The 22,156-nt window shown below is 62.9% G+C and carries 21 protein-coding genes and 4 tRNA genes; 7 read left to right on the forward strand and 18 right to left on the reverse strand.

The window, feature by feature from the left end; all coding sequences use genetic code 11:
* The first annotated feature begins 141 nt into the window (after positions 1–141).
* From BVH06_RS11940 to BVH06_RS25395, 3 genes are all read left to right on the forward strand, one after another.
* Positions 142–609, forward strand: a complete 468-nt coding sequence (locus tag BVH06_RS11940; RefSeq protein WP_075931093.1) for an Lrp/AsnC family transcriptional regulator — start codon at positions 142–144, stop codon at positions 607–609.
* A gap of 178 nt (positions 610–787) precedes the next feature.
* Positions 788–1,024 carry a hypothetical protein gene (locus tag BVH06_RS11945; protein ID WP_075931094.1) on the forward strand — a complete coding sequence of 79 codons (237 nt, stop codon included), beginning with the start codon at positions 788–790 and terminating at the stop codon, positions 1,022–1,024.
* 186 nt (positions 1,025–1,210) lie between these two features.
* On the forward strand, positions 1,211–1,393 hold the full coding sequence (locus BVH06_RS25395; RefSeq protein ID WP_139315626.1) for a PA3371 family protein: 183 nt from the start codon (positions 1,211–1,213) through the stop codon (positions 1,391–1,393).
* Between the two features lie 27 nt (positions 1,394–1,420).
* Here the strand turns inward: BVH06_RS25395 and phnN are convergent, their stop codons facing one another.
* Positions 1,421–1,981 carry a phosphonate metabolism protein/1,5-bisphosphokinase (PRPP-forming) PhnN gene (gene phnN / locus BVH06_RS11950; protein ID WP_075934208.1) on the reverse strand — a complete coding sequence of 187 codons (561 nt, stop codon included), beginning with the start codon at positions 1,979–1,981 and terminating at the stop codon, positions 1,421–1,423.
* 419 nt (positions 1,982–2,400) lie between these two features.
* On the opposite strand from phnN, the gene BVH06_RS11955 reads away from it, so the two are divergent.
* Positions 2,401–2,730, forward strand: a complete 330-nt coding sequence (locus BVH06_RS11955; protein WP_073264256.1) for an Arc family DNA-binding protein — start codon at positions 2,401–2,403, stop codon at positions 2,728–2,730.
* A gap of 115 nt (positions 2,731–2,845) precedes the next feature.
* On the opposite strand, the gene mgtE is transcribed toward BVH06_RS11955, so the two are convergent.
* A complete protein-coding gene (gene mgtE, locus BVH06_RS11960; protein WP_075931097.1) occupies positions 2,846–4,288 on the reverse strand; it encodes a magnesium transporter in 1,443 nt (480 codons plus the stop codon).
* Between the two features lie 319 nt (positions 4,289–4,607).
* On the opposite strand from mgtE, the gene BVH06_RS11965 reads away from it, so the two are divergent.
* Positions 4,608–5,114 (forward strand): DUF4124 domain-containing protein, encoded by a 507-nt coding sequence (locus BVH06_RS11965; protein ID WP_075934209.1) that lies wholly within the window; start codon positions 4,608–4,610, stop codon positions 5,112–5,114.
* A gap of 103 nt (positions 5,115–5,217) precedes the next feature.
* Here BVH06_RS11965 and BVH06_RS11970 read toward each other — a convergent pair.
* The 15 genes from BVH06_RS11970 to BVH06_RS12040 all read right to left on the reverse strand — a co-directional run bounded on the left by BVH06_RS11970 (position 5,218) and on the right by BVH06_RS12040 (position 19,291).
* Positions 5,218–5,294, reverse strand: a tRNA-Arg gene (locus BVH06_RS11970).
* Positions 5,295–5,365: 71 nt separating this feature from the next.
* Positions 5,366–5,442, reverse strand: a tRNA-Arg gene (locus BVH06_RS11975).
* A 70-nt stretch (positions 5,443–5,512) separates the two neighbouring features.
* Positions 5,513–5,589, reverse strand: a tRNA-Arg gene (locus tag BVH06_RS11980).
* Between the two features lie 68 nt (positions 5,590–5,657).
* A tRNA-Ser gene (locus BVH06_RS11985) sits at positions 5,658–5,748 on the reverse strand.
* Between the two features lie 61 nt (positions 5,749–5,809).
* The gene (gene csrA / locus BVH06_RS11990; RefSeq protein ID WP_013792214.1) at positions 5,810–5,995 is read right to left on the reverse strand and encodes a carbon storage regulator CsrA; all 186 of its coding nucleotides are present in this window, start codon (positions 5,993–5,995) and stop codon (positions 5,810–5,812) included.
* A 179-nt stretch (positions 5,996–6,174) separates the two neighbouring features.
* Complete coding sequence (locus BVH06_RS11995) at positions 6,175–7,413, reverse strand: aspartate kinase (protein ID WP_013792215.1); 1,239 nt, start codon at positions 7,411–7,413, stop codon at positions 6,175–6,177.
* A gap of 114 nt (positions 7,414–7,527) precedes the next feature.
* Positions 7,528–10,152 (reverse strand): alanine--tRNA ligase, encoded by a 2,625-nt coding sequence (gene alaS / locus BVH06_RS12000; RefSeq protein WP_075934210.1) that lies wholly within the window; start codon positions 10,150–10,152, stop codon positions 7,528–7,530.
* Between the two features lie 173 nt (positions 10,153–10,325).
* The gene (gene ltaE, locus BVH06_RS12005; RefSeq protein ID WP_075934211.1) at positions 10,326–11,327 is read right to left on the reverse strand and encodes a low-specificity L-threonine aldolase; all 1,002 of its coding nucleotides are present in this window, start codon (positions 11,325–11,327) and stop codon (positions 10,326–10,328) included.
* A gap of 248 nt (positions 11,328–11,575) precedes the next feature.
* Positions 11,576–12,586, reverse strand: a complete 1,011-nt coding sequence (astE, locus tag BVH06_RS12010) for a succinylglutamate desuccinylase (RefSeq protein WP_075934212.1) — start codon at positions 12,584–12,586, stop codon at positions 11,576–11,578.
* Positions 12,587–12,595: 9 nt separating this feature from the next.
* Complete coding sequence (locus BVH06_RS12015) at positions 12,596–12,880, reverse strand: hypothetical protein (protein WP_013792219.1); 285 nt, start codon at positions 12,878–12,880, stop codon at positions 12,596–12,598.
* A 39-nt stretch (positions 12,881–12,919) separates the two neighbouring features.
* Positions 12,920–14,275, reverse strand: coding sequence for an N-succinylarginine dihydrolase (gene astB, locus BVH06_RS12020; protein ID WP_075934213.1), 1,356 nt, complete (start codon positions 14,273–14,275; stop codon positions 12,920–12,922).
* Positions 14,272–15,726: a succinylglutamate-semialdehyde dehydrogenase gene (gene astD, locus BVH06_RS12025; RefSeq protein WP_075934214.1), complete on the reverse strand. Its 1,455-nt coding sequence runs from the start codon at positions 15,724–15,726 to the stop codon at positions 14,272–14,274. The genes astB and astD overlap by 4 nt, the downstream gene beginning before the upstream one ends.
* Positions 15,727–15,861: 135 nt before the next feature.
* A complete protein-coding gene (gene astA, locus BVH06_RS12030; RefSeq protein ID WP_075934215.1) occupies positions 15,862–16,878 on the reverse strand; it encodes an arginine N-succinyltransferase in 1,017 nt (338 codons plus the stop codon).
* Between the two features lie 52 nt (positions 16,879–16,930).
* Positions 16,931–17,947, reverse strand: a complete 1,017-nt coding sequence (gene aruF, locus BVH06_RS12035) for an arginine/ornithine succinyltransferase subunit alpha (protein ID WP_075931106.1) — start codon at positions 17,945–17,947, stop codon at positions 16,931–16,933.
* Positions 17,948–18,070: 123 nt separating this feature from the next.
* The gene (locus tag BVH06_RS12040) at positions 18,071–19,291 is read right to left on the reverse strand and encodes an aspartate aminotransferase family protein (protein ID WP_075934216.1); all 1,221 of its coding nucleotides are present in this window, start codon (positions 19,289–19,291) and stop codon (positions 18,071–18,073) included.
* Positions 19,292–19,749: 458 nt separating this feature from the next.
* Between BVH06_RS12040 and BVH06_RS12045 the strand changes: the two genes are divergently transcribed.
* Positions 19,750–20,019, forward strand: coding sequence for a hypothetical protein (locus tag BVH06_RS12045; RefSeq protein ID WP_075931108.1), 270 nt, complete (start codon positions 19,750–19,752; stop codon positions 20,017–20,019).
* Between the two features lie 71 nt (positions 20,020–20,090).
* On the opposite strand, the gene BVH06_RS12050 is transcribed toward BVH06_RS12045, so the two are convergent.
* Entirely contained in the window at positions 20,091–21,143 is a 1,053-nt protein-coding gene (locus BVH06_RS12050) for a nitronate monooxygenase family protein (protein WP_075934217.1), read from the reverse strand.
* Positions 21,144–21,291: 148 nt separating this feature from the next.
* Between BVH06_RS12050 and BVH06_RS12055 the strand changes: the two genes are divergently transcribed.
* Positions 21,292–22,146 (forward strand): DMT family transporter, encoded by an 855-nt coding sequence (locus tag BVH06_RS12055; protein WP_075934218.1) that lies wholly within the window; start codon positions 21,292–21,294, stop codon positions 22,144–22,146.
* The last annotated feature ends 10 nt before the right edge of the window (positions 22,147–22,156 follow it).

The following is a 22,156-nucleotide window of genomic DNA, read 5'->3' on the forward strand; positions in this document are numbered from 1 at the left end:
TGTTGCATCCACCAGGATCACTGTGAGGATGACTGCCTTAAGCATAGACCGGAGCGTGGCAATTTTTTCTTTCCCATTTATGCCGTCAACGCCAATACTGCGCATGAACGTTTCGAAAATAATCACAAATCGGAAACGAACATGCATGACTCCCTAAGCGCCATCGACCGCCGAATCCTTCGTCTCATGCAGCGCAATGCTGACCTCAGCGCCGCGGAAATCGCCAAGAAGGTCGAACTGTCCCAGTCGCCTTGCTGGCGCCGTATCAATCGCCTGCAGGAAGAAGGCTTCATCGAGCGCAAGGTAGCGTTACTCAGCCACAAGCGGCTCGGTTTCACCATCACGGTGTTCGTCAGCATCAAATTGTCCGCCCATGGGCGTAGCAATCTGGATGAGTTCGAGCGTGCGATTGCCGGTTATCCCGAGGTCATCGAGTGCTACACCATGGCAGGTAGCTCGGACTATCTGCTCAAGGTCGTGGCGCGGGATATCGCCAGTTACGAGCGTTTTCTGCGTGATCAATTGCTGCAGCGGCCCCATGTGCAGGAGGCCCATTCCGGCATCGCGATGAGCGAAGTCAAGCGCACTACTGAATTGCCTCTGGATTGACTCGCGAGAGTCGCCGTGCATTTTGCAATACAACAACTCAGGCACCTTGCAACATGCACGGAAAAGCGCAAGATATCTGAAACTAAGTAATTGATTTTAAAAGATTTTTTTTGAATAAATTCCTGGCACGGGAACTGCTATCTCACTCGCATAGAATTCGAATGCGAGAACCCACCCCATGAACAGCCTCATCGCCCTGGCCACTGCCATTGCCCTGACCCTGCTTGCAGGCGCCGCATTCGCCAATTTCCAGAACAACCAGCAACAGGCGACCGCCATGCAGCTGGTTCAGCAGATGCGCGCCACTCCGGTGCAATTTCAACACGCCACCAAAGTCGAGCCTGGTCAATTTGCTGCCAAGCCGCTGACCACCGGTGAGTGGGAGCCACGTCCACAACAGCGCTTCACATTCTGAGTGCCTGATCATGTGGAGCGTATTTTTCCCAGGTTTCGTGCTGCTACTGGCAACCATCACCTGTACAGCCATCTGGCTGATCGATGGACTCTCGGATAGAGCTCCACCCCAACACTCCAATGATGATCACAATGGTCCCCACGACCCTTTTTTCTAGAGGCAACCCTGCCGCGCGAGGAGAGCATGATGTCTAAACCAGCTGTATTGTTTCTGCTGATCGCGGTTCTATCAGGCGCTCTGCTTGCCTTGCCCGATCAGGCGACGTGGCTCACATCCACCGCCAAGGTCACCCTGACGATGAGCAGTGTCGCCCTGGCCGTTGCCCTGCTGATCGGCAAGCGGGTCAAGTTCGACCCTATCCTGCGCTAGGGCACGATCACTCTTCGCTCGAGCCAGCTATCGGCTGTCGATGAGCTGGAGTAACCGCTGCACGGCGTTATCGAGACTGCCGGAGTTATCGAGCCGGACGATGCGCTCGTCACCTTGCAGGAGGGCACTGCCAGCCAGCTCGGCGCCACGTATCAATCGCGCTTCGATCTGAACGGCATCTTCCCGGGCTCGCGCAAGTAATCTTTGCCTGAGAATGGCGGGTTCGACTTCCAACAGAACGGCAAGCAGATCGGGATACCTTCGGCGAGCCTCTTCCAGATAGCTCCGCGAGCCATTGACGATCACTTGGCAATCGTCCGCGAGCCACCCGTCTATTTCTCTGGGAATACCGTAAGCCAAACCATTGGCACGCCAGACCATGGCGAAATCGCCAGCGCGCTCGCGTTCGTCGAACTCGTCTGGCAACACCGCAATGGCTTGTTCACCCACCGCTTCGGCTGAACGGGTGATGACCCGCCGGGCTATGCGGCAGCGACGCCCCTCAAGATAGGGGTGCAGGCCTTGTAGCACGCTGTCCTTGCCGGCCCCCGAAGGTCCCATCAGGTAGATCAGCCTGCCAGCATTCATCAAACACCTCGCCGAGAAGAGAAAACACAGGGCATTAACCAGCTACACAGGGCTGCAGCGGATGCCGATCATATGCAATTCACGCTGCACGGGCGCTACCTAATGCGCAAGTGCATAGAAAACGCATTTTTTATCTCGATTCTTGGTGAATATCGCAAAAGGCGGCCCACTGCCATCCACCAGAAATGCGACGCTGCGCGCAATCAGAATCAATTTCGACAAGTTGTGCTGGCAAAAAGCCGGTACCCAGTCCAGAATACGACACGTAATTGGCGTCAAATATCTGCTGGCAAGAAGTACGATCACCAGACAAAATGCCGACGTCGTTGAACGGCATGGGCGAAAGATGGTCAGAACTCTGACATTCCGTAGCTATATGCCATTACAGCTTCGTTTCCCTGAACTAATTTGGTTGATGTATGCGCCCTATGAAACAGGCTATCTACTCCAGCCGTACGGCTGACAAGTTCGTCGTTCGGTTGCCCGACGGCATGCGCGAGCGCATTGCTGATGTGGCTCGCCAACACCATCGCAGCATGAACTCCGAGATCATCGCTCGCCTGGAGCAGAGCATGCTTCAGGAAGGCGCGCTGGACGATGAGCTCGGCATAAGCCTCGACAGCCCTGAACTGTCATTGCACGAGCGCGAGCTGCTGCAACGTTTTCGACAACTGTCGCGTCGCCAGCAGAACGCCCTGGTAGCGCTGATTGCGCACGATGCAGAGATGGCCGCCGGCAACGACGACTGACACAGCGCGCCATCGCAGAAAGCTCCCTACGCCACTTGCGGCGCCCCGCGAGCGACGGCATAGAAACGAAAAAACCGGCTAAAGGCCGGTTTTTTTGTTGGCTGCCAACGGGCGCCTAAAGCAGGAACAGCGAGGCCAACCCCAGGAAGATGAAGAAACCGCCGCTGTCGGTAACCGCGGTGATCATCACACTGGCGCCCATCGCAGGGTCACGCCCCATGCGCATCAGCGTCATGGGAATCAGGACCCCCATGAGCGCTGCGAGCAGCAGGTTGAGCGTCATCGCCGCGGTCATCACCACACCCAGCGACCAACTGTCGTACAACCCATAGGCCACGACCCCGATCACTCCACCCCACACCAGGCCGTTGATCAGCGCGACGCCCAATTCCTTGCGAATCAGTCGCGAGGTATTGCCGGTGCTGACCTGGTCGAGCGCCATGGCCCGCACGATCATGGTGATGGTCTGATTACCCGAGTTTCCGCCGATACCCGCTACGATCGGCATCAATGCCGCCAAGGCCACCAGCTTTTCGATGGAGCCTTCGAACAGGCCGATGACGCGCGACGCCATGAATGCGGTGATCAGGTTGACGGCCAACCAGGCCCAGCGGTTGCGTACCGACTTCCACACCGAGGCGAAGATATCTTCTTCCTCACGCAGACCCGCCATATTGAGGACTTCGCTTTCGCTCTCCTCACGAATCAGGTCGACCATCTCATCGATGGTCAAACGGCCGATCAGCTTGCCGTTCTTGTCGACCACGGGCGCGGAAATCAAGTCATAACGCTCGAACGCCTGGGCGGCGTCATAGGCGTCTTCATCAGGATGAAAGCTGACCGGATCATTGGCCATGACCTCGGCGACCTGCTTTTCCGGGTCGTTCACCAACAGACGCTTGATCGACAGCACGCCCTTCAGCACGCCATCGTAATCGACCACGAACAGCTTGTCGGTATGGCCCGGCAACTCCTTGAGACGGCGCAGGTAGCGCAACACCACTTCGAGGCTGACGTCTTCGCGAATGGTGACCATCTCGAAGTCCATCAGCGCACCGACCTGCTCCTCCTCGTAGGAGAGCGCGGAACGCACCCGCTCACGCTGCTGGGCATCGAGGGTTTCCATGAGCTCGTGCACGACGTCGCGCGGCAGCTCGGAGGCCAGGTCGGCCAGTTCGTCGGCGTCCATTTCCTTGGCGGCCGCGAGGATCTCGTGATCCTCCATATCGGCCAGCAGGGTTTCACGGACGGCATCGGACACTTCAAGAAGAATGTCACCGTCGCGATCGGCCTTGACCAGCTGCCAGATGGTCAGGCGGTCTTCCAACGGCAAGGCTTCGAGGATGTAAGCGACGTCGGCCGAGTGCAGGTCGTCGAGCTTGCGCTGCAGCTCGGTGAGGTTCTGCCGATGCACCAGACCTTCGACGCGGTCGTGGTGCGGGCCTTCCTGGCGATGAGTCAGGTCTTCGACCAGCCTGTGCCGCTGCAACAGTTCGACGACCTGAGCGAGTCGATCCTGCAGGCTTTCTTGCGGCTTCTTGGCTTCTACTTCGGTCATGGCACACTCCGCCCCCAGCGGCGGCGCGCGCCAGCGAGGGTCAATCAGTCAATACGTGATTGCACACTTGGAATTCTGAGTTACTACTGGGTAAGTCCATGGAAGGAATCCACAAGCCCCGGCGGGGCTGACGGCGCGAATAATAACATGCCAATCGGCCACGTACGTGACAAAGGCATGGCAGGACAAGCGCTTGCAGCATTTTCTTGAGAGCATCGGCACGAGTCCGGTGATGCGACGTTACCAAATCGGCACAAGACACCTGGCAACCGCAAGGGCATGACCTACGCTTGCGAGCACCCGACCAGGAGGAAGCCCTATGCGCTGGATGCATGGCGCAGCCGTATGCGCCATTCTGCTCTGCCCCACCCTTTCACAGGCCTCGAGCGTCTTTCGCTGCGAAGACGCCGATGGCCACGTCACCTTTTCCCAGCACGGCTGCAGCGACCATCAGCAGCAGCACATACAAAGCACCCATAATCCAAGACCCGGAAGCGGCGCCCCCGTTCCGCTCGCAATTCCGAACAGCGATGACAGAGCCGGCAACGCCGCCAGGATCGATGCCAGTGAAAGCACCCTGACCGTGGTCGGCGGTCAGCAGGACGGCTGCGACAATGCCGTCACCGGCAGCGCCAGACGCGAAGCGATCATCAGAAAGCAGGTACGCGCCGGCATGACCCGCAGCGACGTGGAAAGCGCCCTGGGCAAGCCTGATCGCATCAGCACACGCAACGGCCAGACCACCTACCACTACGCGAGCAAGCACAACAGCGAACGCCGCACCGTCACCTTCGACCAAGAAGGCTGCGTGACCGGCAGACGATGAGGCCTGTTACCGCTTCACGCACGGCCGCTGAAACGGCAACAGCGCCCAGGCAAAAACACCAGGCAAAGAAAAAGGGCCTGCATCGCTGCAGGCCCTTTTGATGTGGCGGACTCAGGAGGATTCGAACCTCCGACCGCTCGGTTCGTAGCCGAGTACTCTATCCAGCTGAGCTATGAGTCCGTGTGGCGCTTTTAGACCAGATCACCGCTGGTTGACGCTAAATGCCCTGCACTGCTGCAAGCCATTCAATATGGCGGACTCAGGAGGATTCGAACCTCCGACCGCTCGGTTCGTAGCCGAGTACTCTATCCAGCTGAGCTATGAGTCCGTAGGCGCTTTTAGACCAGATCACCGCTGGTTGAAACAAAATGGCCTGCATTGCTGCAAGCCATTCAATATGGCGGACTCAGGAGGATTCGAACCTCCGACCGCTCGGTTCGTAGCCGAGTACTCTATCCAGCTGAGCTATGAGTCCGTTGGTGTTTTTATACCAGATCACCTCTGGTTGTTTGCCAGCCCGGTAAAACCCGGCTTGCCAAATAATGGCGGAGAAGGGGGGATTCGAACCCCCGACACCCTTTTGAGGTGTACTCCCTTAGCAGGGGAGCGCCTTCGGCCACTCGGCCACCTCTCCGCAACACGGGGCGCATGATAAACATGTTTTCCCCGTTTGCAAACCAAAATTTTGAGAAAAATTAATGGTTTGGTTCTTCGCCCTTCTCTTTCTGGATGCGCTGGTAAATCTCTTCGCGGTGAACGGCGACTTCCTTCGGCGCGTTGACGCCAATCCGCACCTGATTACCTTTAACACCCAATACGGTGACGGTGACTTCGTCACCCACCATCAGGGTCTCTCCGACCCGGCGAGTCAGAATCAGCATTCCTTTCTCCTTACGGATTCAATTTCGGACAACAAGTCTGCAAACGTGAAAAGCGCCGGCCTGACGCGAAAGCAACAGGCCAGCACTCAAGTATTGACCAGTACGGACGGAAGGAAAGTTCCACCAACACCAACCAAAACAACAAAAGGCGCGGGTAGCCGCGCCTTTTGCAGGATGCCTCAGTCGCCCTGACGGGCCGGGGCATCGAGTTCGAACGCAGTGTGCAGGGCGCGCACCGCCAATTCCAGATATTTCTCTTCGATGACCACCGAGACCTTGATCTCGGAAGTGGAGATCATCTGGATGTTGATGTTCTCCTTGGCCAGCGCTTCGAACATACGGCTGGCCACACCGGCATGGGAACGCATACCCACACCAACGATGGACACCTTGGCGATGTTAACGTCTCCGACCACTTCGCGAGCACCGAGTTCGCGCGCAGTGGCTTCGAGCACCTGCTGAGCGTTCTGGTAATCGTTGCGGTGCACGGTGAAGGTGAAGTCGGTGGTGTTATCGTGCGCGACATTCTGCACGATCATGTCCACTTCGATGTTGGCGGAGCTGATCGGGCCGAGAATCTTGAACGCAACGCCCGGCAGGTCAGGCACGCCACGGATGGTCAGCTTGGCTTCGTCGCGATTGAAGGCGATGCCGGAGATGATCGGCTGTTCCATGGATTCCTCTTCATCAAGGGTAATGAGGGTGCCCGGACCCTCCTGGAAGCTGTGCAGAACGCGCAGCGGGACGTTGTACTTGCCGGCGAACTCCACCGAGCGAATTTGCAGCACCTTCGAACCGAGACTGGCCATTTCCAGCATCTCTTCGAAGGTGATCTTCTCCAGGCGCTGGGCCTTGGGCACCACACGCGGATCGGTGGTGTAAACGCCATCGACATCGGTGTAGATCTGGCACTCATCGGCCTTCAGCGCCGCCGCCAGGGCAACGCCGGTGGTGTCGGAACCGCCGCGGCCGAGGGTGGTGATGTTGCCCTGCTCATCCACGCCCTGGAAGCCGGCGACGACCACCACGCGACCGGCCTTGAGGTCGGCGCGGATATTGGTGTCGTCGATGCTCAGAATACGTGCCTTGGTGTGCGCGCTGTCGGTCAGGATGCGCACCTGGCTGCCGGTGTAGGACACCGCCGGCACGCCACGCTTGATCAGCGCCATGGCCAGCAGCGCGATGGTCACCTGCTCACCGGTGGAGACCATCACGTCGAGTTCGCGAGCGATCGGCTGGTCATCGCTGATCTGCTTGGCCAGGTCGATGAGGCGATTGGTCTCGCCGCTCATCGCGGATACCACGACGACGATATCGTCGCCCTTCTCGCGGAATTTCTTCACCTTCTCGGCGACCTGCGCGATTCGCTCGACGGTGCCGACGGAGGTACCGCCGAATTTCTGTACGATCAAAGCCATTTCAAAGCTGCCTCAGCCCGTGAAGGGCGCCCATTAAACAGACAACACCACCGCACACCACCGCGTCGTTCGCCGGGCATGGCGGGCGACGCGGTCACGCTTGAGTTACAGGCCTCAGAGGCCCTGTTCGACGAACGGGCCGACCAGCGCCAGGGCGCCATCGAGCGCGGCCACATCGACCCCGCCACCCTGCGCCATGTCCGGACGACCACCGCCCTTGCCGCCTACGGCTGCAGCGGCCTGTTTCATCAGGTCGCCGGCCTTCAGCTTGGCGGTCAGGTCCTGGGTCACGCCAGCCACCAGCACGACCTTGTCGTCCTGCACGCCGCCGAGCAGGATCACCGCACTGCCGAGCTTGTTCTTCAGTTGATCGACCAGCGCCAGCAGGCCTTTGCCATCAAGGCCATCGATGCGCGCGCTGAGCGTTTTCACGCCCTTGACGTCCACGGCCGAACCGGCCAGGTCGCTGCCTGCCGCACTGGCGGCCTTGGCCTTGAGCTGCTCCAGCTCCTTTTCCAGCTGACGATTGCGATCGATCACCGCCGCGAGCTTGTCGAGCAGGTTGTCGCGGCTGCCCTTGACCAGGCTCGCCGCCTCTTTCAATTGCTCCTCGGCACCGTTCAGGTAGGCGAATGCCGCTGCGCCGGTGACTGCCTCGATACGACGTACGCCGGCGGCCACACCGCCTTCGCTGACGATCTTGAACACGCCGATGTCGCCGGTACGGTTGGCATGAATGCCACCGCACAGCTCGACCGAGAAGCCGTCGCCCATGGTCAGCACACGCACGCTGTCGCCGTACTTCTCGCCGAACAGCGCCATGGCGCCCTTGGCCTTGGCGCTCTCGATATCCATCTCCTCGGTTTGTACCGGGGTGTTGCGACGCACTTCGCGGTTGACGATCTCTTCCAGCTCTTTGAGCTGCTCAGGCTTGATCGCCTCGAAGTGGCTGAAGTCGAAACGCAGGCGCTGGCTGTCGACCAGCGAGCCTTTCTGCTGCACGTGCTCGCCAAGTACCTGGCGCAGCGCGGCATGCAGCAGGTGCGTAGCCGAGTGGTTGAGGCCGGTGGCGGTACGCACCGAAGCGTCCACTTCGGCGTTGATGGTGGCGCCGACGCTCAGGCTGCCCTTGCTGACCACGCCGTGGTGCAGCCACGCGCCACCGACCTTGGTGGTGTCGCGCACGTCGAAGCGCACACCCGGGCCTTCAAGGAAACCGCAGTCACCGATCTGGCCACCGGACTCGGCATAGAACGGCGTCTGGTCGAGCACTACGACGCCCTCCTCGCCCTCGTTGAGGGTGTCGACGGGCTGGCCGTCGCGCAGCAGCACCAGCAGTTCGCCACTGGCAACCGTGGCGCCGTAGCCGAGGAAACGGGTGTCCTTGTCGACCTTGACCAGGCTGTTGTAGTCCACACCGAAGGAGCTGGCGGAGCGCGCACGCACGCGCTGAGCTTCCATCTCACGCTCGAAGCCGGCCTCGTCGAGGGTCAGCTCGCGCTCGCGGGCGATATCGCCGGTCAGGTCCATCGGGAAGCCGTAGGTGTCATACAGCTTGAAGATCACTTCGCCCGGGATGACCGAGCCCTGCAATTCGGCCAGATCCTGCTCGAGGATCTTCAGGCCCTGCTCCAGGGTCTTGGCGAACTGCTCTTCTTCGGTTTTCAGCACGCGCTCGATGTGCGCCTGCTGCTGTTTCAGCTCAGGGAAGGCTTCGCCCATCTCGCTGGCCAGGGCCGCGACGATCTTGTGGAAGAAGCTGCCCTTGGCGCCCAGCTTGTTACCGTGGCGGCAGGCGCGACGAATGATGCGGCGCAGCACGTAGCCGCGGCCTTCGTTGGACGGCGTGACGCCGTCGGCGATCAGGAAGCTGCAGGAGCGAATGTGATCCGCCACCACTTTCAGCGACGCGTCACCATTGTTGGCGCAGCCGATAGCCTGGGCACTGGCAGCCAGCAGGCTCTGGAACAGGTCGATCTCGTAGTTGGAGTTGACGTGCTGCAGCACGGCGCTGATGCGCTCCAGGCCCATGCCGGTGTCCACGCTCGGCGCCGGCAGCGGGTGCAGCACGCCGTCCGCGGTCCGGTTGAACTGCATGAACACGTTGTTCCAGATCTCGATGTAACGGTCGCCATCTTCTTCCGGGCTGCCGGGCGGGCCGCCCCAGATGTGCTCGCCATGGTCGAAGAAAATTTCGGTGCAGGGGCCGCACGGACCGGTATCGCCCATGGTCCAGAAGTTGTCGGAAGCGTACGGCGCGCCCTTGTTGTCGCCGATGCGGATCATCCGCTCGGCCGGCACACCGACTTCCTTGTTCCAGATGTCGTAGGCCTCGTCATCGGTGGCGTACACCGTGATCCAGAGCTTGTCCTTGGGCAGTTTCAGCCACTTGTCGCCGGTCAGGAATTCCCAGGCGAAGTGGATGGCATCACGCTTGAAATAGTCGCCAAAGCTGAAGTTGCCGAGCATTTCGAAGAAGGTGTGGTGACGCGCGGTATAACCGACGTTTTCAAGGTCGTTATGCTTGCCACCGGCGCGCACGCACTTCTGGCTGGTGGCGGCGCGGGTATAGGCGCGCTTTTCCAGGCCCAGGAAGCAGTCCTTGAACTGGTTCATGCCGGCGTTGGTGAACAGCAACGTGGGGTCGTTGTTCGGAATCAGGGAGCTGGAAGCGACACGGGTGTGCCCCTTCTCTTCGAAGAAGCTCAGGAAAGCTTCACGGATTTCTGCGCTTTTCATTGGCAATTTCCAGGAAAACAGGCGGCCACGGCAGAGCCGGCAAAAGCCCGCATTATATCGGGCTTGTCCGCGGCGGCTAGGGCATGGGCTGAATTATTTGCAGGCGGCGCGATGGCCGGAAAACACAGGGCCGCAGCTGCCAGGCCACTGCTTGGCACTGCACGCAGGCCTTCTCAGGCGCGGAAGGTGGCGAAGGCTTCGATCACCTGAGCCATGGCGCCGGCATCGACATCCAGATGCGTGACCATGCGCAGGCGTGGCGCGGCGCTCAGGCGGATGCCCCGCTCGGCGCAGAAGTCCTTCAGCGCAGAGGCGCGCTCGCCGATCTGTACGTAGACCATGTTGGTCTGCACCGGCTCGACCGAATAGCCCAGCTCGCGCAGGCCGGCCGCCAGGGAATCGGCATTGGCGTGATCCTCCACCAGGCGCTCGACTTGATGATCCAGCGCGTACAGCCCGGCTGCCGCCAGCACGCCGGCCTGACGCATACCGCCGCCGACCATCTTGCGCAGGCGGCGCGCCTTGGCGATCAGCGCCTCGTTGCCGCACAGCACCGAGCCGACCGGCGCCCCCAGCCCTTTGGACAGACACACGGACACCGAGTCGAAATGGCGGGTGATTTCCCGCGCGTCGACACCCTGCCTGACCGCCGCATTGAACAGCCGCGCGCCATCCAGATGCAGCGCCAGGTCCTTGTTGTGCGTCAAGGCGCGAGCCTCGGCCAGATACTCCAGCGGCAGCACCTTGCCCTGCATGGTGTTTTCCAGGGCCAGCAGACGGGTACGGGCGAAATGGAAGTCGTCCTGCTTGATCGCCGCTTCGACCCGGTCAAGATCCAGGGAGCCATCGAGTTCCATGTCCAGCGGCTGGGGCTGTATCGAGCCGAGCACCGCCGCGCCGCCACCTTCGTATTTATAGGTGTGCGCCTGCTGACCGACGATGTATTCGTCGCCCCGCTCGCAGTGGGCCATCAGGCCAAGCAGGTTGCTCATGGTGCCGGTGGGCACGAACAGCGCCGCGGCAAAGCCGAGATCCCGCGCCAGGCGCTGCTCCAGCTGATTGACGGTCGGATCTTCGCCGTACACGTCATCGCCCAGTTCGGCGGCCAGCATCGCCTCGCGCATGCCGGCTGAGGGCTGGGTCACGGTGTCGCTACGCAGATCGATGATTCGCATGGGCACTCCTGTGCAAGTAAACAACGTGGATTGGCAGCGCTGCCGAGAGCCTGATCATGATCTTGATGTGCATGAAGCGGCAGTCATGAGGCAGGAGCGGACATCGCTGTTTTTACCTGCGGGAGCGGGCCATACCCGCAAAATCACGGGCATGGCCCGTTCCCACAAGTGGCTGCCAACCGCTACCGCCACTTAGCTGCCAAAATCGACGAGCCTGGGCTGCAAGATCATGAACAGATTCTAAGCGGTCACTCCAGTGAAGAGTCGGCAGCGGGCACCAGCAGGATGCCGGCACGCTGACCGTTATGGACTTTAGGGTTGGGGAAAATGATTCGTGCGCCCTGCTCTTCCACCACCCAGCGGCTGTTGGCCAGGTCTTCGGCGAGCAGATAGCCGGGCTCCAGCTCGGTGAAATTCTCCACGTCGGCAGGCAAGTGCAGAACGAAGGCATCGCTGTGCTTGATCAGCTCGCGGGCGAAGGCGAACAGCTTGAGGTGCTCGACGGCGCGCTCTTCGATCGGCGGCTCGTTGCCTTCGATCAGCGCCTGCAGACGCAATTCAAGGCGATCCAGATTGACCAGCTCATTGTGGCCGAACGGCCTGGCCTTGCCCAGTTCGAGGGTGAAGGCTTCGGCGCCCAGCTCGGCATAAGTATAGGCACTGAAGGTGGTCGAGGGTTTGCTTTGCAGCAGCACCGCATCGATACCGGCGGCCTGCAGGCGCGCGCATTCGCGGCGCGACTGGCGACGCCCCTCGGCCCAGGGGTAAAGGGCGAATTGCTCGATACGCGAGGCGCGGATCGCCGTGTGCAGGTCGTAATGCAGGCGCTCGCGGCCGGAGTCGATGAAGAACGACGACGCCAGGTGTTCCAGTTCGCAGGCGCGCATCGCCTCGCCGCCACTGCTCAGCTCATGACGGCCGCTGAACAGGCGGTTGATGTCCTGCTCGACGAAACGCTCGCCATGGCGCATTGCTGCCGGGTTGCCGAACAGCAGCAGCACGCGTGCGCGCGGCTGCAACTCGCTGCGAGCGATGCGCCGCAGCAAGCGGTCGAGTAATTCGATCGGCGCGGTCTCGTTGCCGTGGATGCCCGCGGACAGCAATAGGTCCATGCCGTTGTCGCGCCCGCAGGCCGGGGTAATTTCGAGGGCGCCCTCGGCCAGCCAGCGCAAGCGCGTGCCCTGCGGCGTCAACTGGATCTTCGAGGCCGGTTCATGGCCGGTCAGGGTCAGTTCGAGCAGTTTGCCGAGGGCGAGCATGGGCGTTCCTCAGTGATTGCAGTCCGGACCATGGACATGGTCGTCATCGGCGCCGTCATCGGCCGGCTCCATTTCCAGCTCCAGGCTGACCAGGTTGGTGGCCAGCGGGCGCAGCAGCAGATTGGCGTATTCGCTATCACCTTCGGCTACATCAACGCCGATCATCAGCTGGCCGTTGCCGACCTGCTGAATCCACACTTCCTTACCTTGCCACATTACGGCAAAACGGGTGCACGAGGTTTCCAGCTGGGTGCCGTCGGCGTCTTCGAGAATCAGTTGCAGGGCGTCGCTCATGGTAACTCCAGTAGGGTTGGCGGCTCGCCATCGAGCCGCTCAAATGAATTGAAAGGGGTACACGGCGCCAAGATCGAGGATTTGCGTCAACTCATCCAGCGCCGTGCGGCATTCGTCGAGTAGCTGCGGGTCGGCCAGGTCATGCTCGCTCAGGCGATCACGATAGTGGCAGTCGACCCATCGCAGCAGCCGCTCGTACAGTTCCGGCGTCAGCATCACGCCCGGGTTCATCGCCGCCAGCTCCTCTGCCTGCAAGGCTACACGCAGACGCAGGCAGGCGGGGCCGCCACCGTTCTGCATGCTCTGCTTGAGGTCGAAGGCACGAACCTCGGCAATCGGCCCGTCGCTGCCCAGCAGCGTCTGCAGGTAGGCCCAGACCCGAGGGTTGCCGCGGCATTCCTCCGGCACCACCAACAGCATACGCCCGTCGGCACGGCTCAACAGCTGACTGTTGAACAGATAGGAGCGCACCGCATCCTCGACACCCAGCACGTGGCGCGGCACGCACACCGATTGCAACTGCCCACCGAGGCGCGCCAGCTTGTCGCCAAGCTCGCCCACCACCCGCTCGCTGTCGAGAAAGGCATCTTCGTGATGGAACAGCACCTGGCCGTTACCCACGGCTATCACGTCATTATGGAACACACCCTGATCGACCACCGCCGGGTTCTGCTGGGCAAATACCACGGCGTCATCGGCGAGGCCGTGCAGCCGGGCCACGGCCTGAGAAGCCTCCAGGGTCTGGCGCGCCGGGTAGCGCTGCGGCGCCGGCAAGCGCAGGTCGAAGGCACTGCGGCCGAACACGAAGAACTCCACGCCCCGCTCGCCGTAGTCGCGGCAGAAGCGGCTATGGTTGGCCGCGCCCTCGTCGCCGAACTGGCTGACGGCGGGCAAGGCGCCGTGGTGAGCGAAATGGCGCTCGTCAGCGAACATCGCTGCCAGCACTCGGCTGGTGGTGGGATGTTCGATGGAGCGGTGAAACTTGCAGTTGAGGTTGGCCGCGGTGAAATGCACGCGCCCGTCGGCGGTATCGGCGCTGGGGCTGACGGTCGCCGCATTGGCCGTCCACATGCTCGAGGCCGAGCAACTGGCGACCAGCAGCGGCATGGCCTCGCGCGCTGCCTTCTCGATCACCTGGGCATCGCTGCCAGTGAAACCACAGGCACGCAGCGCCTGCACATCGGGGCGCTCCTGGGGCGCGAGCACCGCCTGGGCGTAGCCCATGTCCATCAGTGCCTTCATCTTCGCCAGGCCCTGACGCGCCGCTTCCCGCGGGTTGGACGCCACCTGGCAGTTGTTCTGCGAGGCCACGTTGCCGTACGACAACCCGCCGTAGTTGTGTGTCGGGCCGACCAGCCCGTCGATGTTCAGCTCGCAGGAGGTGAGTCGACTCATAGGCTGACTCCCGGTGCCAGGCTGTCGGGCAACGCCAGTTGCTCGCTTTCCAGCGAAGCGACCGGATAGGCGCAGTAATCCGCCGCGTAATAGGCGCTGGGACGATGGTTGCCCGACGCGCCGATGCCGCCGAACGGCGCGCTGCTGGCGGCGCCGGTCAGTGGCTTGTTCCAGTTGACGATGCCGGCTCGGCTGCGCAGCCAGAACTGCTCGTAACGCTCACGCGAATCGGACAGCAGCCCGGCCGCAAGCCCGAAACGGGTGGCATTGGCTTCGACGATGGCGTCGTCGAAATCGGCATAACGAATCACTTGCAGCAAGGGCCCGAACACTTCTTCGTCGGCGCGCGGCTGCACGGCGGTGACATCGATGATGCCGGGCGTCAGCAGCGCCGCGCCTTCGAGCGGCTGGCTCATGTCCAGCAGGGGCCGCGCGCCCTTGTCGATGAGCCGCTCCTGCACCTTGAGCAGGTGCTGGGCGGCGTCCAGGGAAATCACCGCGCCCATGAACGGCGCCGGCTCGGCATCGAAGGCGCCGACCTTGAGGCTGGCAGCCACACTGACCAGCCGCGCCAGCAGTGTGTCGCCCCAATCGCCTTCGGGCACCAGCAAACGGCGGGCACAGGTGCAGCGCTGGCCGGCGGAAATGAATGCGGACTGGACGATGCAGTACACCGCCGCATCGACATCGGCAGGCTGATCGACGATCAGTGCATTGTTGCCGCCCATTTCCAGAGCCAGGATGGTTTGCGGGTGGCCGCCGAACTGTGCGTGCAATTGATTGCCGGTGCGGCTGGAGCCGGTGAAGAACAGGCCTTCGATACCCGGGTGAGCCGCCAGTGCCGCGCCAGTTTCCCGCGCGCCCTGCACCAGGTTCAGCACGCCAGCCGGCAGGCCGGCCTCGATCCAGCAGTTGAGCGTCAGCTCGGCGACCTTCGGGGCCTGCTCACTGGGTTTGAACACCACGGTATTGCCGGCCAGCAGGGCCGGCACGATATGCCCGTTGGGCAGATGACCGGGAAAGTTGTACGGGCCGAACACGGCGACCACGCCATGGGGCTTGTGGCGCAGCACGCTGCCCTGGGCGCCGCTGCGCTGGCCGGTGCGCTCGGCATGGCTGTGGATGGAGATGGCCACCTTGCCGATCATGCTGGCGACTTCGGTGATCGCTTCCCACAGCGGCTTACCGGTTTCTTCACCGATGGTGCGGGCGAGTTCGTCCTGCCGGGCTTTCAATACGGCGGCGAAGCGCTCGAGCAGTGCGATTCGTTCGCTCAATGGCGCCGCCGCCCATTCGGCGAAGGCTTCGCGGGCCGCCTGCACGGCCGCCTCGACCTGGGCCCCATTGGCTTCGCGGCCCACCCAGAGCACCTGCTGGCTGACCGGGTCGAGGGACTCCAGGGTGCTGCCCTGTCCTATCTGCCAGAGACCTGCAATGTAATGCGTGCTCATGGTCTATCACTCCAGGCTTCACGGTTGCACAAGCCAGCGCTGGGCGCTGACCTGCTACCTGTCACGGCTGTCGCTCTATGGCAACATTGCCGGTCGGGGCGGCGCGCCGCCCCGGGTCACATCAGAAACGGTGGCTCAGGCCTTTACCGCCAAGGGCACTGCGCGCACTTGATCGCCGACATTCAGGCGCAGGCGCCGGGCGGTCAGCGGGTCGACCACCAGCGTCCCGGCAGCCATACGCGCACGGGCTGCGGTAATGCGGCAATCGGCATGCTTGCGGTTGTGCACCAAGTACACTGGCGCATCGTCGCCCGGCGTGCCGATGGCCAGCACCAGTAGCTGGCTGTCGCGAATCGCGCGGATCTTCGTGGTCTCCGCCTCGATGGCCGGGCCGGCATCGAAGATATCGACATAGCCCTGGTAGCTGAAGCCTTCGGACTTGAGCATCGCCAGCGCCGGTTCGGTATCCGGGTGCACCCGGCCGATCACCTCGCGGGCGGCTTCGGACAGGAAGCAGGTGTAAAGCGGAAAGCGCGGCATCAGCTCGGCGATAAACGCCTTGTTACCGACGCCGGTGAGGTAGTCCGCCTGGGAGAACTCCATGCGGAAGAAGTGCCGACCCAGGCACTCCCAGAACGGCGAACGGCCCTGCTCGTCGGACACGCCGCGCATCTCGGCGATGATCTTCTCGCCGAAACGCTCACGAAACTCGGCGATGAACAGCAGCCGCGCCTTGGACAGCAAGCGCCCGTTCAGGCCGGTGCGATGGTCGGCATGCAGGAACAGCGAGCACAGCTCGGAATGGCCGGTCAGGTCGTTGGCCAGGAATAGCGTCGGCACCTGACGGTGGATACCCAGCTCCTGAGACGCACAAACGGTCAGGCCGACCCGGTAGTTGTACCAGGACTCACGCAAGCCGACGCCGCCGGCGATGGCGGAAATTCCCAGCACGCGGCCGTCATCGTCCTCGAGCACGAACATGTAGTCGCAATCGCCGCGCTCGGCTTCGCCGCTGAAGGTCTTTTCGGCGCGCCCGACCCGGTAGGCCAGGCGCGCTTCGTTGGCCGGCAGAGTGGTCAGGCCGGTGCCGGTGCTGCGTGCCAGGTCGATCAGTGCCGGCAGGTCACCGGCGCGTACGGAGCGAACGATCATGCTGCCTCCGGAAAATCGCGAGCCAGACGGGTGGCGCTCATGGTTGGAAAACTCATACCGCCACCAGCCTTACTTGGCCGCCTTCGGCGACACCGAGGACCTGCGCGGTCTGCGGATCGAGCACCGCGGGCTGACCAGGCGCCCAATCCAATTGGGCGACGACCGCACGAAACCCCTGCAATTGCTCGTTGCTGACCAGGTAAGCCTGGCCGCCCTCACCCGCCTCGCCGAGCACCACCGGCACCAGCGCGCTCTGGGCGATGGAGCGAATGCCGGAGGTGCGCGCATGCAGGGTCGGGCCGCCGTCGAAGATGTCGATGTAGTGGTCGGTTTCGAAGCCGTCGCGCATCAGGATGTCGAACGACACCTGGGCACGCGGGTGCACCAGGCCCATGGACTCCTGAGCGGCATCGGGCAGCAGCGGCACATAGATCGGGTAATGGGGCATCAGCTCTGCCAGGTAGGCGCGGCTGCGCAGCCCGCACAAGCGCTCGGCCTCGCCGTAGCTCATGCCGAAGAAATGCCGGCCGACCGCATCCCAGAACGGCGACTCGCCGGCGTCGTCGCTCTCGCCGACGATCTCCACCACCATGGCGTCGGCGAAGCGCTCCGGGTGGCAGGCGGCGAACAGCAGGCGCGCACGGGAATTGAGCTCGGCCCAGACACTGTCGACCAGCCCGCGCTCCACGTAGAAGCTGGTGAGCAGGCTGTTGCCGGTCAGGTCGTGGCACAGCGACAGGACGTGGATCTTGTTGTGGATCTTCAGCTCGCGGGAGTTGTGAACGAAGGTCTCGTTGCGAAAGCTGTAGAACGGCTCGGAGTAGCCCGCCGAGGCGACGATGCCCGAGCAGCCGGACAGGCGACCCGTTTCGCTGTCTTCGAGCACGAAGAAATAGCGCTCCTCGCCGTTGAAGCTGACTTCGGCGGCGAACGACGCCTCCGACGCGGCGATCTTGTCGCGCAGGCGCTCGGCGTTGTCGGGCAGCGAGGTGACGCCCACCGGGCTGTCCGCGGCCAGGCGCTGCACTTCGGCGAGATCGGTCATTCGCGCAGGGCGCATAACCAGCATGGTTCACTCCTTCAGCAAGGCTGGGGCGTTGCAGCCCTGGCAGCGAGAATCATCGTCCGTGAGGCTGGCCGGCACGGGCCGACACAGCGAATTGAGCGGGCGGCGCCCAGCCGCCCGTAAGGGTCAGGCGCCGGCCAGCTTGGCCACGGCACGCTCGAAGCGATCCAGACCCTCGTCGATGTCGGCATCCTCGATCACCAGGCTGGGCGCAAAGCGCACCACGTCCGGGCCGGCCTGCAGGATCATCAGATTCTCGCCGGCTGCCGCATCGAAAAATTCACGCGCTTTGCCTTTCCAGGCATCGGAGAGCACCGCGCCGATCAACAGGCCCATGCCGCGCACCCCGGAGAACACCCCGTAGCGCTCGCCGATCTGCAGCAGGCGGGTCTTGAAGCGCTCATGCTTGGCCTTGACGCCCGCCAGTACCTCGGGTGTGTTGACCACGTCGAGCAGCGCCTCGGCGACCGCGCAGCCCAACGGGTTACCGCCATAGGTGGTGCCATGGGTGCCGACCGCCAGATGGCTGGCCAGGGCGTCGGTGGTCAGCATCGCCGCGATCGGGAAACCGCCGCCCAGGCTCTTGGCGCTGGACAGCACGTCAGGCGTCACGCCGTAGTGCTGGTAGGCATACAGATGACCGGAACGGCCGACGCCGCTCTGCACCTCGTCGAACACCAGCAGCGCGTTGTGCTCGTCGCACAGCGCACGAGCGCCTTGCAGATAGGCCAGATCCGCCGGCAGCACGCCGCCCTCGCCCTGGATAGGCTCGATGACGACGGCGCAGGTCTTGTCGCTGATCGCCGCCTTGAGTGCTTCCAAGTCGTTGTACGGCACATGGGTGATGCCCTGGATCTTCGGCCCGAAGCCATCGGAATACTTCGGCTGGCCACCGACGCTGACGGTGAACAGGGTACGGCCATGGAAGCTGTTGGTCGCCGCGATGATCTCGTACTTGTCCGCCCCGAAGCGGTCGTGGGCTACACGGCGGGCCAGTTTGAACGCCGCTTCGTTGGCTTCGGCGCCGGAGTTGCAGAGGAACACTCGGTCGGCAAAGGTGGCGTCCACCAGCTTCTTGGCTAGGCGCAGCGCCGGCTCGTTGGTGAACACGTTGGAGACGTGCCACAGCTTGCCGGCCTGCTCGTTCAGCGCCTTGACCAGCGCCGGATGGGCATGGCCCAGGGCGTTGACGGCGATGCCGCCGGAGAAGTCGATCAGCTCGCGACCGCTCTGGTCCCAGACGCGCGAACCGGCGCCGCGAACCGGCACGAACGTAGCCGGCGCGTAACTGGGCACCATCACCTGGTCGAAATCGGCGCGTTGCACCGGGTCGTGCTGAACGGACATCGGGACTCTCCTGACGAGATACACAGGCCTGGCGGGCCTGCGATGCGAAAGATTGTAGGGGGTGCTAATGGGCGGGCATTGCCGGCATGCGACAACTTCTTACAGCGCCGTAGCTGGCCGCAGCTGGGGGAACCCCGTCCGTCGGCCCGCGAGGCGCAGTTTAAACGTTGCGGCTGCTCCGGCGCACGGGTCGACTAACATTTATCGACAGTACCCATCGAGGTGGGGCGGATCAGCAAGGGATTTGCCGACCCGAAGCGGCCTGGGGCATGAAAAATATTTTCATTCGTCCTGCTGCGGCATATTGCCAGCCCCTGGAGTGACGGTGATATCATTTTGCTCGCAGTGCGACGCTCTATTGTGAACGGCGTCTCACTGCCGGCCATCAAGGATCTGATGGTCTGACGCAGGTTCCTATCAATGCTGTGCATCGACTCGTCCAGTCAAGGAAGCACGAGATGACCGCCAAAGAACAACAACTGACCGAACTGCTCACCCTCACCTCTCGCAGCATCACCCATATGACTGCCGCCATGACGGCGCTGTCATTCGACCTGCTGCGCAGCGATGACAGCGGCGTTCGCTCTGCCGCTTCGAAGATGATCACCCGCCTCGGCGCGGTGAGCCGTGAGCTGGATCAGCAGTGGGTGCTGATCAGCGAACTGACCGGTGTCGAAGCCCCGACCCGCGTCGATGCCATCGAGGAAGTCCAGCTGCACTCGGCCTGAGTCGCATCGCTTCCCGTACGGGCCGACGTCGTCGGCCCGCCTAAATGCTCTCCCCCGTCAGCAGTCCCCGTTTAGCCGCGTGCCGCCAAGTACTCGCGCTGCAGCACAGCCACCAGTTCGGCTGCCGGCATCGCCCGAGCCAGGGCCGCTCCCTGCCCGGCCCAATGGGCGGCGAACTCGGCGTTGCCGGCCTTGGCGGCGGCGGCGATCAGTTGCTTGCCAGCATCGTAGGCAATCCCGAACCCAGGCACTGCAGGGTGGCCGGGCGCCCCGACTTCGGCCATGAAACGATTGACGATGCCGCGCGCCGGGCGCCCGGAAATCGCCGTAGTGACCTGGGTGACCTGCGCCCGCTCGCTGCCCAGCATGCGGCGATAGGCCTCGTTGGCGGCCGACTCGGGGCAAAGAATGAATGCGGTGCCCAGCTGCGCAGCGCTGGCCCCCAAGCTCAAGGCCGCGGCGATCCCGGCGCCATCCATGATGCCGCCAGCGGCGATCACCGGGCGCTTCAGGTGCTTGACCAGCACCCGCACCAGGGCCAGCGTGCCGATGCCCTGATCGTAGGCTGGGTCGAAAACGCCGCGGTGGCCGCCGGCCTCGATGCCCTGGGCAACGATGATGTCGATGCCCGCATCCTGGGCCAGCAACCCCTCCTCCAGCGTGGTGGCCGACGCCAGCAAGGTGATGCCGGCGCTTTTCAGGGCATCGATGCGCGACTGAGGCGGCAGCCCAAGATGAAAGCTGACGATGGGCGGTCGCTCTTCCAGCAGAACCTGCAGTTGCCCTTCGTCCTCCTGGAAACTGCAGTAGATATCCCGGATGGCCTCTGGCGCAGCCGCGCCGAACTCGGCGAAATAAGGCTGCAAGTGCGCCAGCCACGCCTGTTCCCTGGCCGCATCAGCGACGCTCAGGCGATGGCAGAACACGTTGATGTTGAACGGTTTGCTCGTGGCGGCTCGGGTTTCCCGGATCATCTGCCGGCCGGCCTCGGCCTGCACCGCGGCGATGGAGATCGAACCCAGCCCACCGGCGTTGCTGACCGCCGCGGCAAGAGCCGGCGTGGCAGTGCCCGCCATGGGCGCTTGGATGATCGGGTAATCGATGCCCAGGGCTGCGCAACTCATAAGATCCTCGCTTGATGAAGATGACACGGCTCCCGACTATAACGCCGCGGGCCGCGTAACGCTCACCTGACCAGCCAGCCGCACAATCCGTTTTACCTGCCGCCCCTGACTTGGCACTCTGTAACTTCACCGATCAGGCAGGTTTCCAATGAGCCTTCGCACCGCCCACGTTCAGCTGCATACGGCCGCCCTGCTGGTCGGCGTTTCGGCGCTGTTCGGCGAATCATTGAAGGTCAGCGCCAGCATGATCGTGCTGGGCCGCTCGGCCTTCGCGCTCTTGGCCCTGAGCCTTTTCTGCCTGTGCCTGGGCAAGCGGCCCTGGCGCGGCGTCACTTCGGCCACCGCTGCCAAGCTACTAGCCACGGGCCTGGTGCTGGGGGCGCACTGGCTGCTGTTCTTCATGGCGGTGCAAACCGGCGGCGTGGCCGTGGCGACCCTGGGCTTCGCCTCGTTTCCCGCGTTCACCGCGCTGACCGAACGGCTGCTGTTCGGCCAGCGCCTGGGGCGTAGTGATCGCTGGATACTGGTGCTGGTATCGATCGGGCTGGTCCTGATCACCCCGTCGTTCGACCTGCGCGATGGCGCCACCGTCGGCCTGCTCTACGGCGTGCTGTCCGGTGCGATATATGCAGCGATTGCCGTGGCCAACAAGCATGCGGCCAGCAACGTCGATGGCCTGGCTTCGTGCTGGTGGCAATGCCTGGCAATCAGCTTCGCGCTGCTGTTCTGGTGCCTCCCGGAGATGCCGACCATCAGCACTCACGACTGGTGGCAACTGGCGGCCCTGGGCGTGCTGTGCACGGCCCTGGCCTACAGCCTGTTCATCGCCTCGCTGCGCCACGTGCGCACCCACACCGCTGCAGTGGTGATTACCATGGAGCCGATCTATGCCATCGCCGGCGCCTGGTTGCTGTTCGGCGCCGTACCGACCGCCGGCATGTTGCTCGGTGGCGCGCTGATTCTTGGCGCCGTGGCCTGGGCCGGCCTGCAGGGCGGCCACTGACCACTCTTAC

Source organism: Pseudomonas sp. PA27(2017) (assembly GCF_001945445.1).
Classification (GTDB): domain Bacteria; phylum Pseudomonadota; class Gammaproteobacteria; order Pseudomonadales; family Pseudomonadaceae; genus Aquipseudomonas.

What these genes read in the sequence shown, in the direction of transcription:
- BVH06_RS11940 (WP_075931093.1), top strand. Translation starts at nt 142, where the DNA reads ATGCATGACTCCCTAAGCGCCATCGACCGCCGAATCCTTCGTCTCATG.
- BVH06_RS11965 (WP_075934209.1), top strand. Translation starts at nt 4,608, where the DNA reads ATGCGCTGGATGCATGGCGCAGCCGTATGCGCCATTCTGCTCTGCCCC.
- BVH06_RS12045 (WP_075931108.1), top strand. Translation starts at nt 19,750, where the DNA reads ATGACCGCCAAAGAACAACAACTGACCGAACTGCTCACCCTCACCTCT.
- BVH06_RS11995 (WP_013792215.1), bottom strand. Translation starts at nt 7,413, where the DNA reads ATGGCTTTGATCGTACAGAAATTCGGCGGTACCTCCGTCGGCACCGTC.
- BVH06_RS12050 (WP_075934217.1), bottom strand. Translation starts at nt 21,143, where the DNA reads ATGAGTTGCGCAGCCCTGGGCATCGATTACCCGATCATCCAAGCGCCC.
- BVH06_RS11955 (WP_073264256.1), top strand. Translation starts at nt 2,401, where the DNA reads ATGCGCCCTATGAAACAGGCTATCTACTCCAGCCGTACGGCTGACAAG.
- BVH06_RS11945 (WP_075931094.1), top strand. Translation starts at nt 788, where the DNA reads ATGAACAGCCTCATCGCCCTGGCCACTGCCATTGCCCTGACCCTGCTT.
- phnN (WP_075934208.1), bottom strand. Translation starts at nt 1,981, where the DNA reads ATGAATGCTGGCAGGCTGATCTACCTGATGGGACCTTCGGGGGCCGGC.
- ltaE (WP_075934211.1), bottom strand. Translation starts at nt 11,327, where the DNA reads ATGCGAATCATCGATCTGCGTAGCGACACCGTGACCCAGCCCTCAGCC.
- astB (WP_075934213.1), bottom strand. Translation starts at nt 14,275, where the DNA reads ATGAGTCGACTCACCTCCTGCGAGCTGAACATCGACGGGCTGGTCGGC.
- BVH06_RS25395 (WP_139315626.1), top strand. Translation starts at nt 1,211, where the DNA reads ATGTCTAAACCAGCTGTATTGTTTCTGCTGATCGCGGTTCTATCAGGC.
- BVH06_RS12015 (WP_013792219.1), bottom strand. Translation starts at nt 12,880, where the DNA reads ATGAGCGACGCCCTGCAACTGATTCTCGAAGACGCCGACGGCACCCAG.
- mgtE (WP_075931097.1), bottom strand. Translation starts at nt 4,288, where the DNA reads ATGACCGAAGTAGAAGCCAAGAAGCCGCAAGAAAGCCTGCAGGATCGA.
- astD (WP_075934214.1), bottom strand. Translation starts at nt 15,726, where the DNA reads ATGAGCACGCATTACATTGCAGGTCTCTGGCAGATAGGACAGGGCAGC.
- BVH06_RS12040 (WP_075934216.1), bottom strand. Translation starts at nt 19,291, where the DNA reads ATGTCCGTTCAGCACGACCCGGTGCAACGCGCCGATTTCGACCAGGTG.
- csrA (WP_013792214.1), bottom strand. Translation starts at nt 5,995, where the DNA reads ATGCTGATTCTGACTCGCCGGGTCGGAGAGACCCTGATGGTGGGTGAC.
- aruF (WP_075931106.1), bottom strand. Translation starts at nt 17,947, where the DNA reads ATGCTGGTTATGCGCCCTGCGCGAATGACCGATCTCGCCGAAGTGCAG.
- BVH06_RS12055 (WP_075934218.1), top strand. Translation starts at nt 21,292, where the DNA reads ATGAGCCTTCGCACCGCCCACGTTCAGCTGCATACGGCCGCCCTGCTG.
- astE (WP_075934212.1), bottom strand. Translation starts at nt 12,586, where the DNA reads ATGCTCGCCCTCGGCAAACTGCTCGAACTGACCCTGACCGGCCATGAA.
- alaS (WP_075934210.1), bottom strand. Translation starts at nt 10,152, where the DNA reads ATGAAAAGCGCAGAAATCCGTGAAGCTTTCCTGAGCTTCTTCGAAGAG.
- astA (WP_075934215.1), bottom strand. Translation starts at nt 16,878, where the DNA reads ATGATCGTTCGCTCCGTACGCGCCGGTGACCTGCCGGCACTGATCGAC.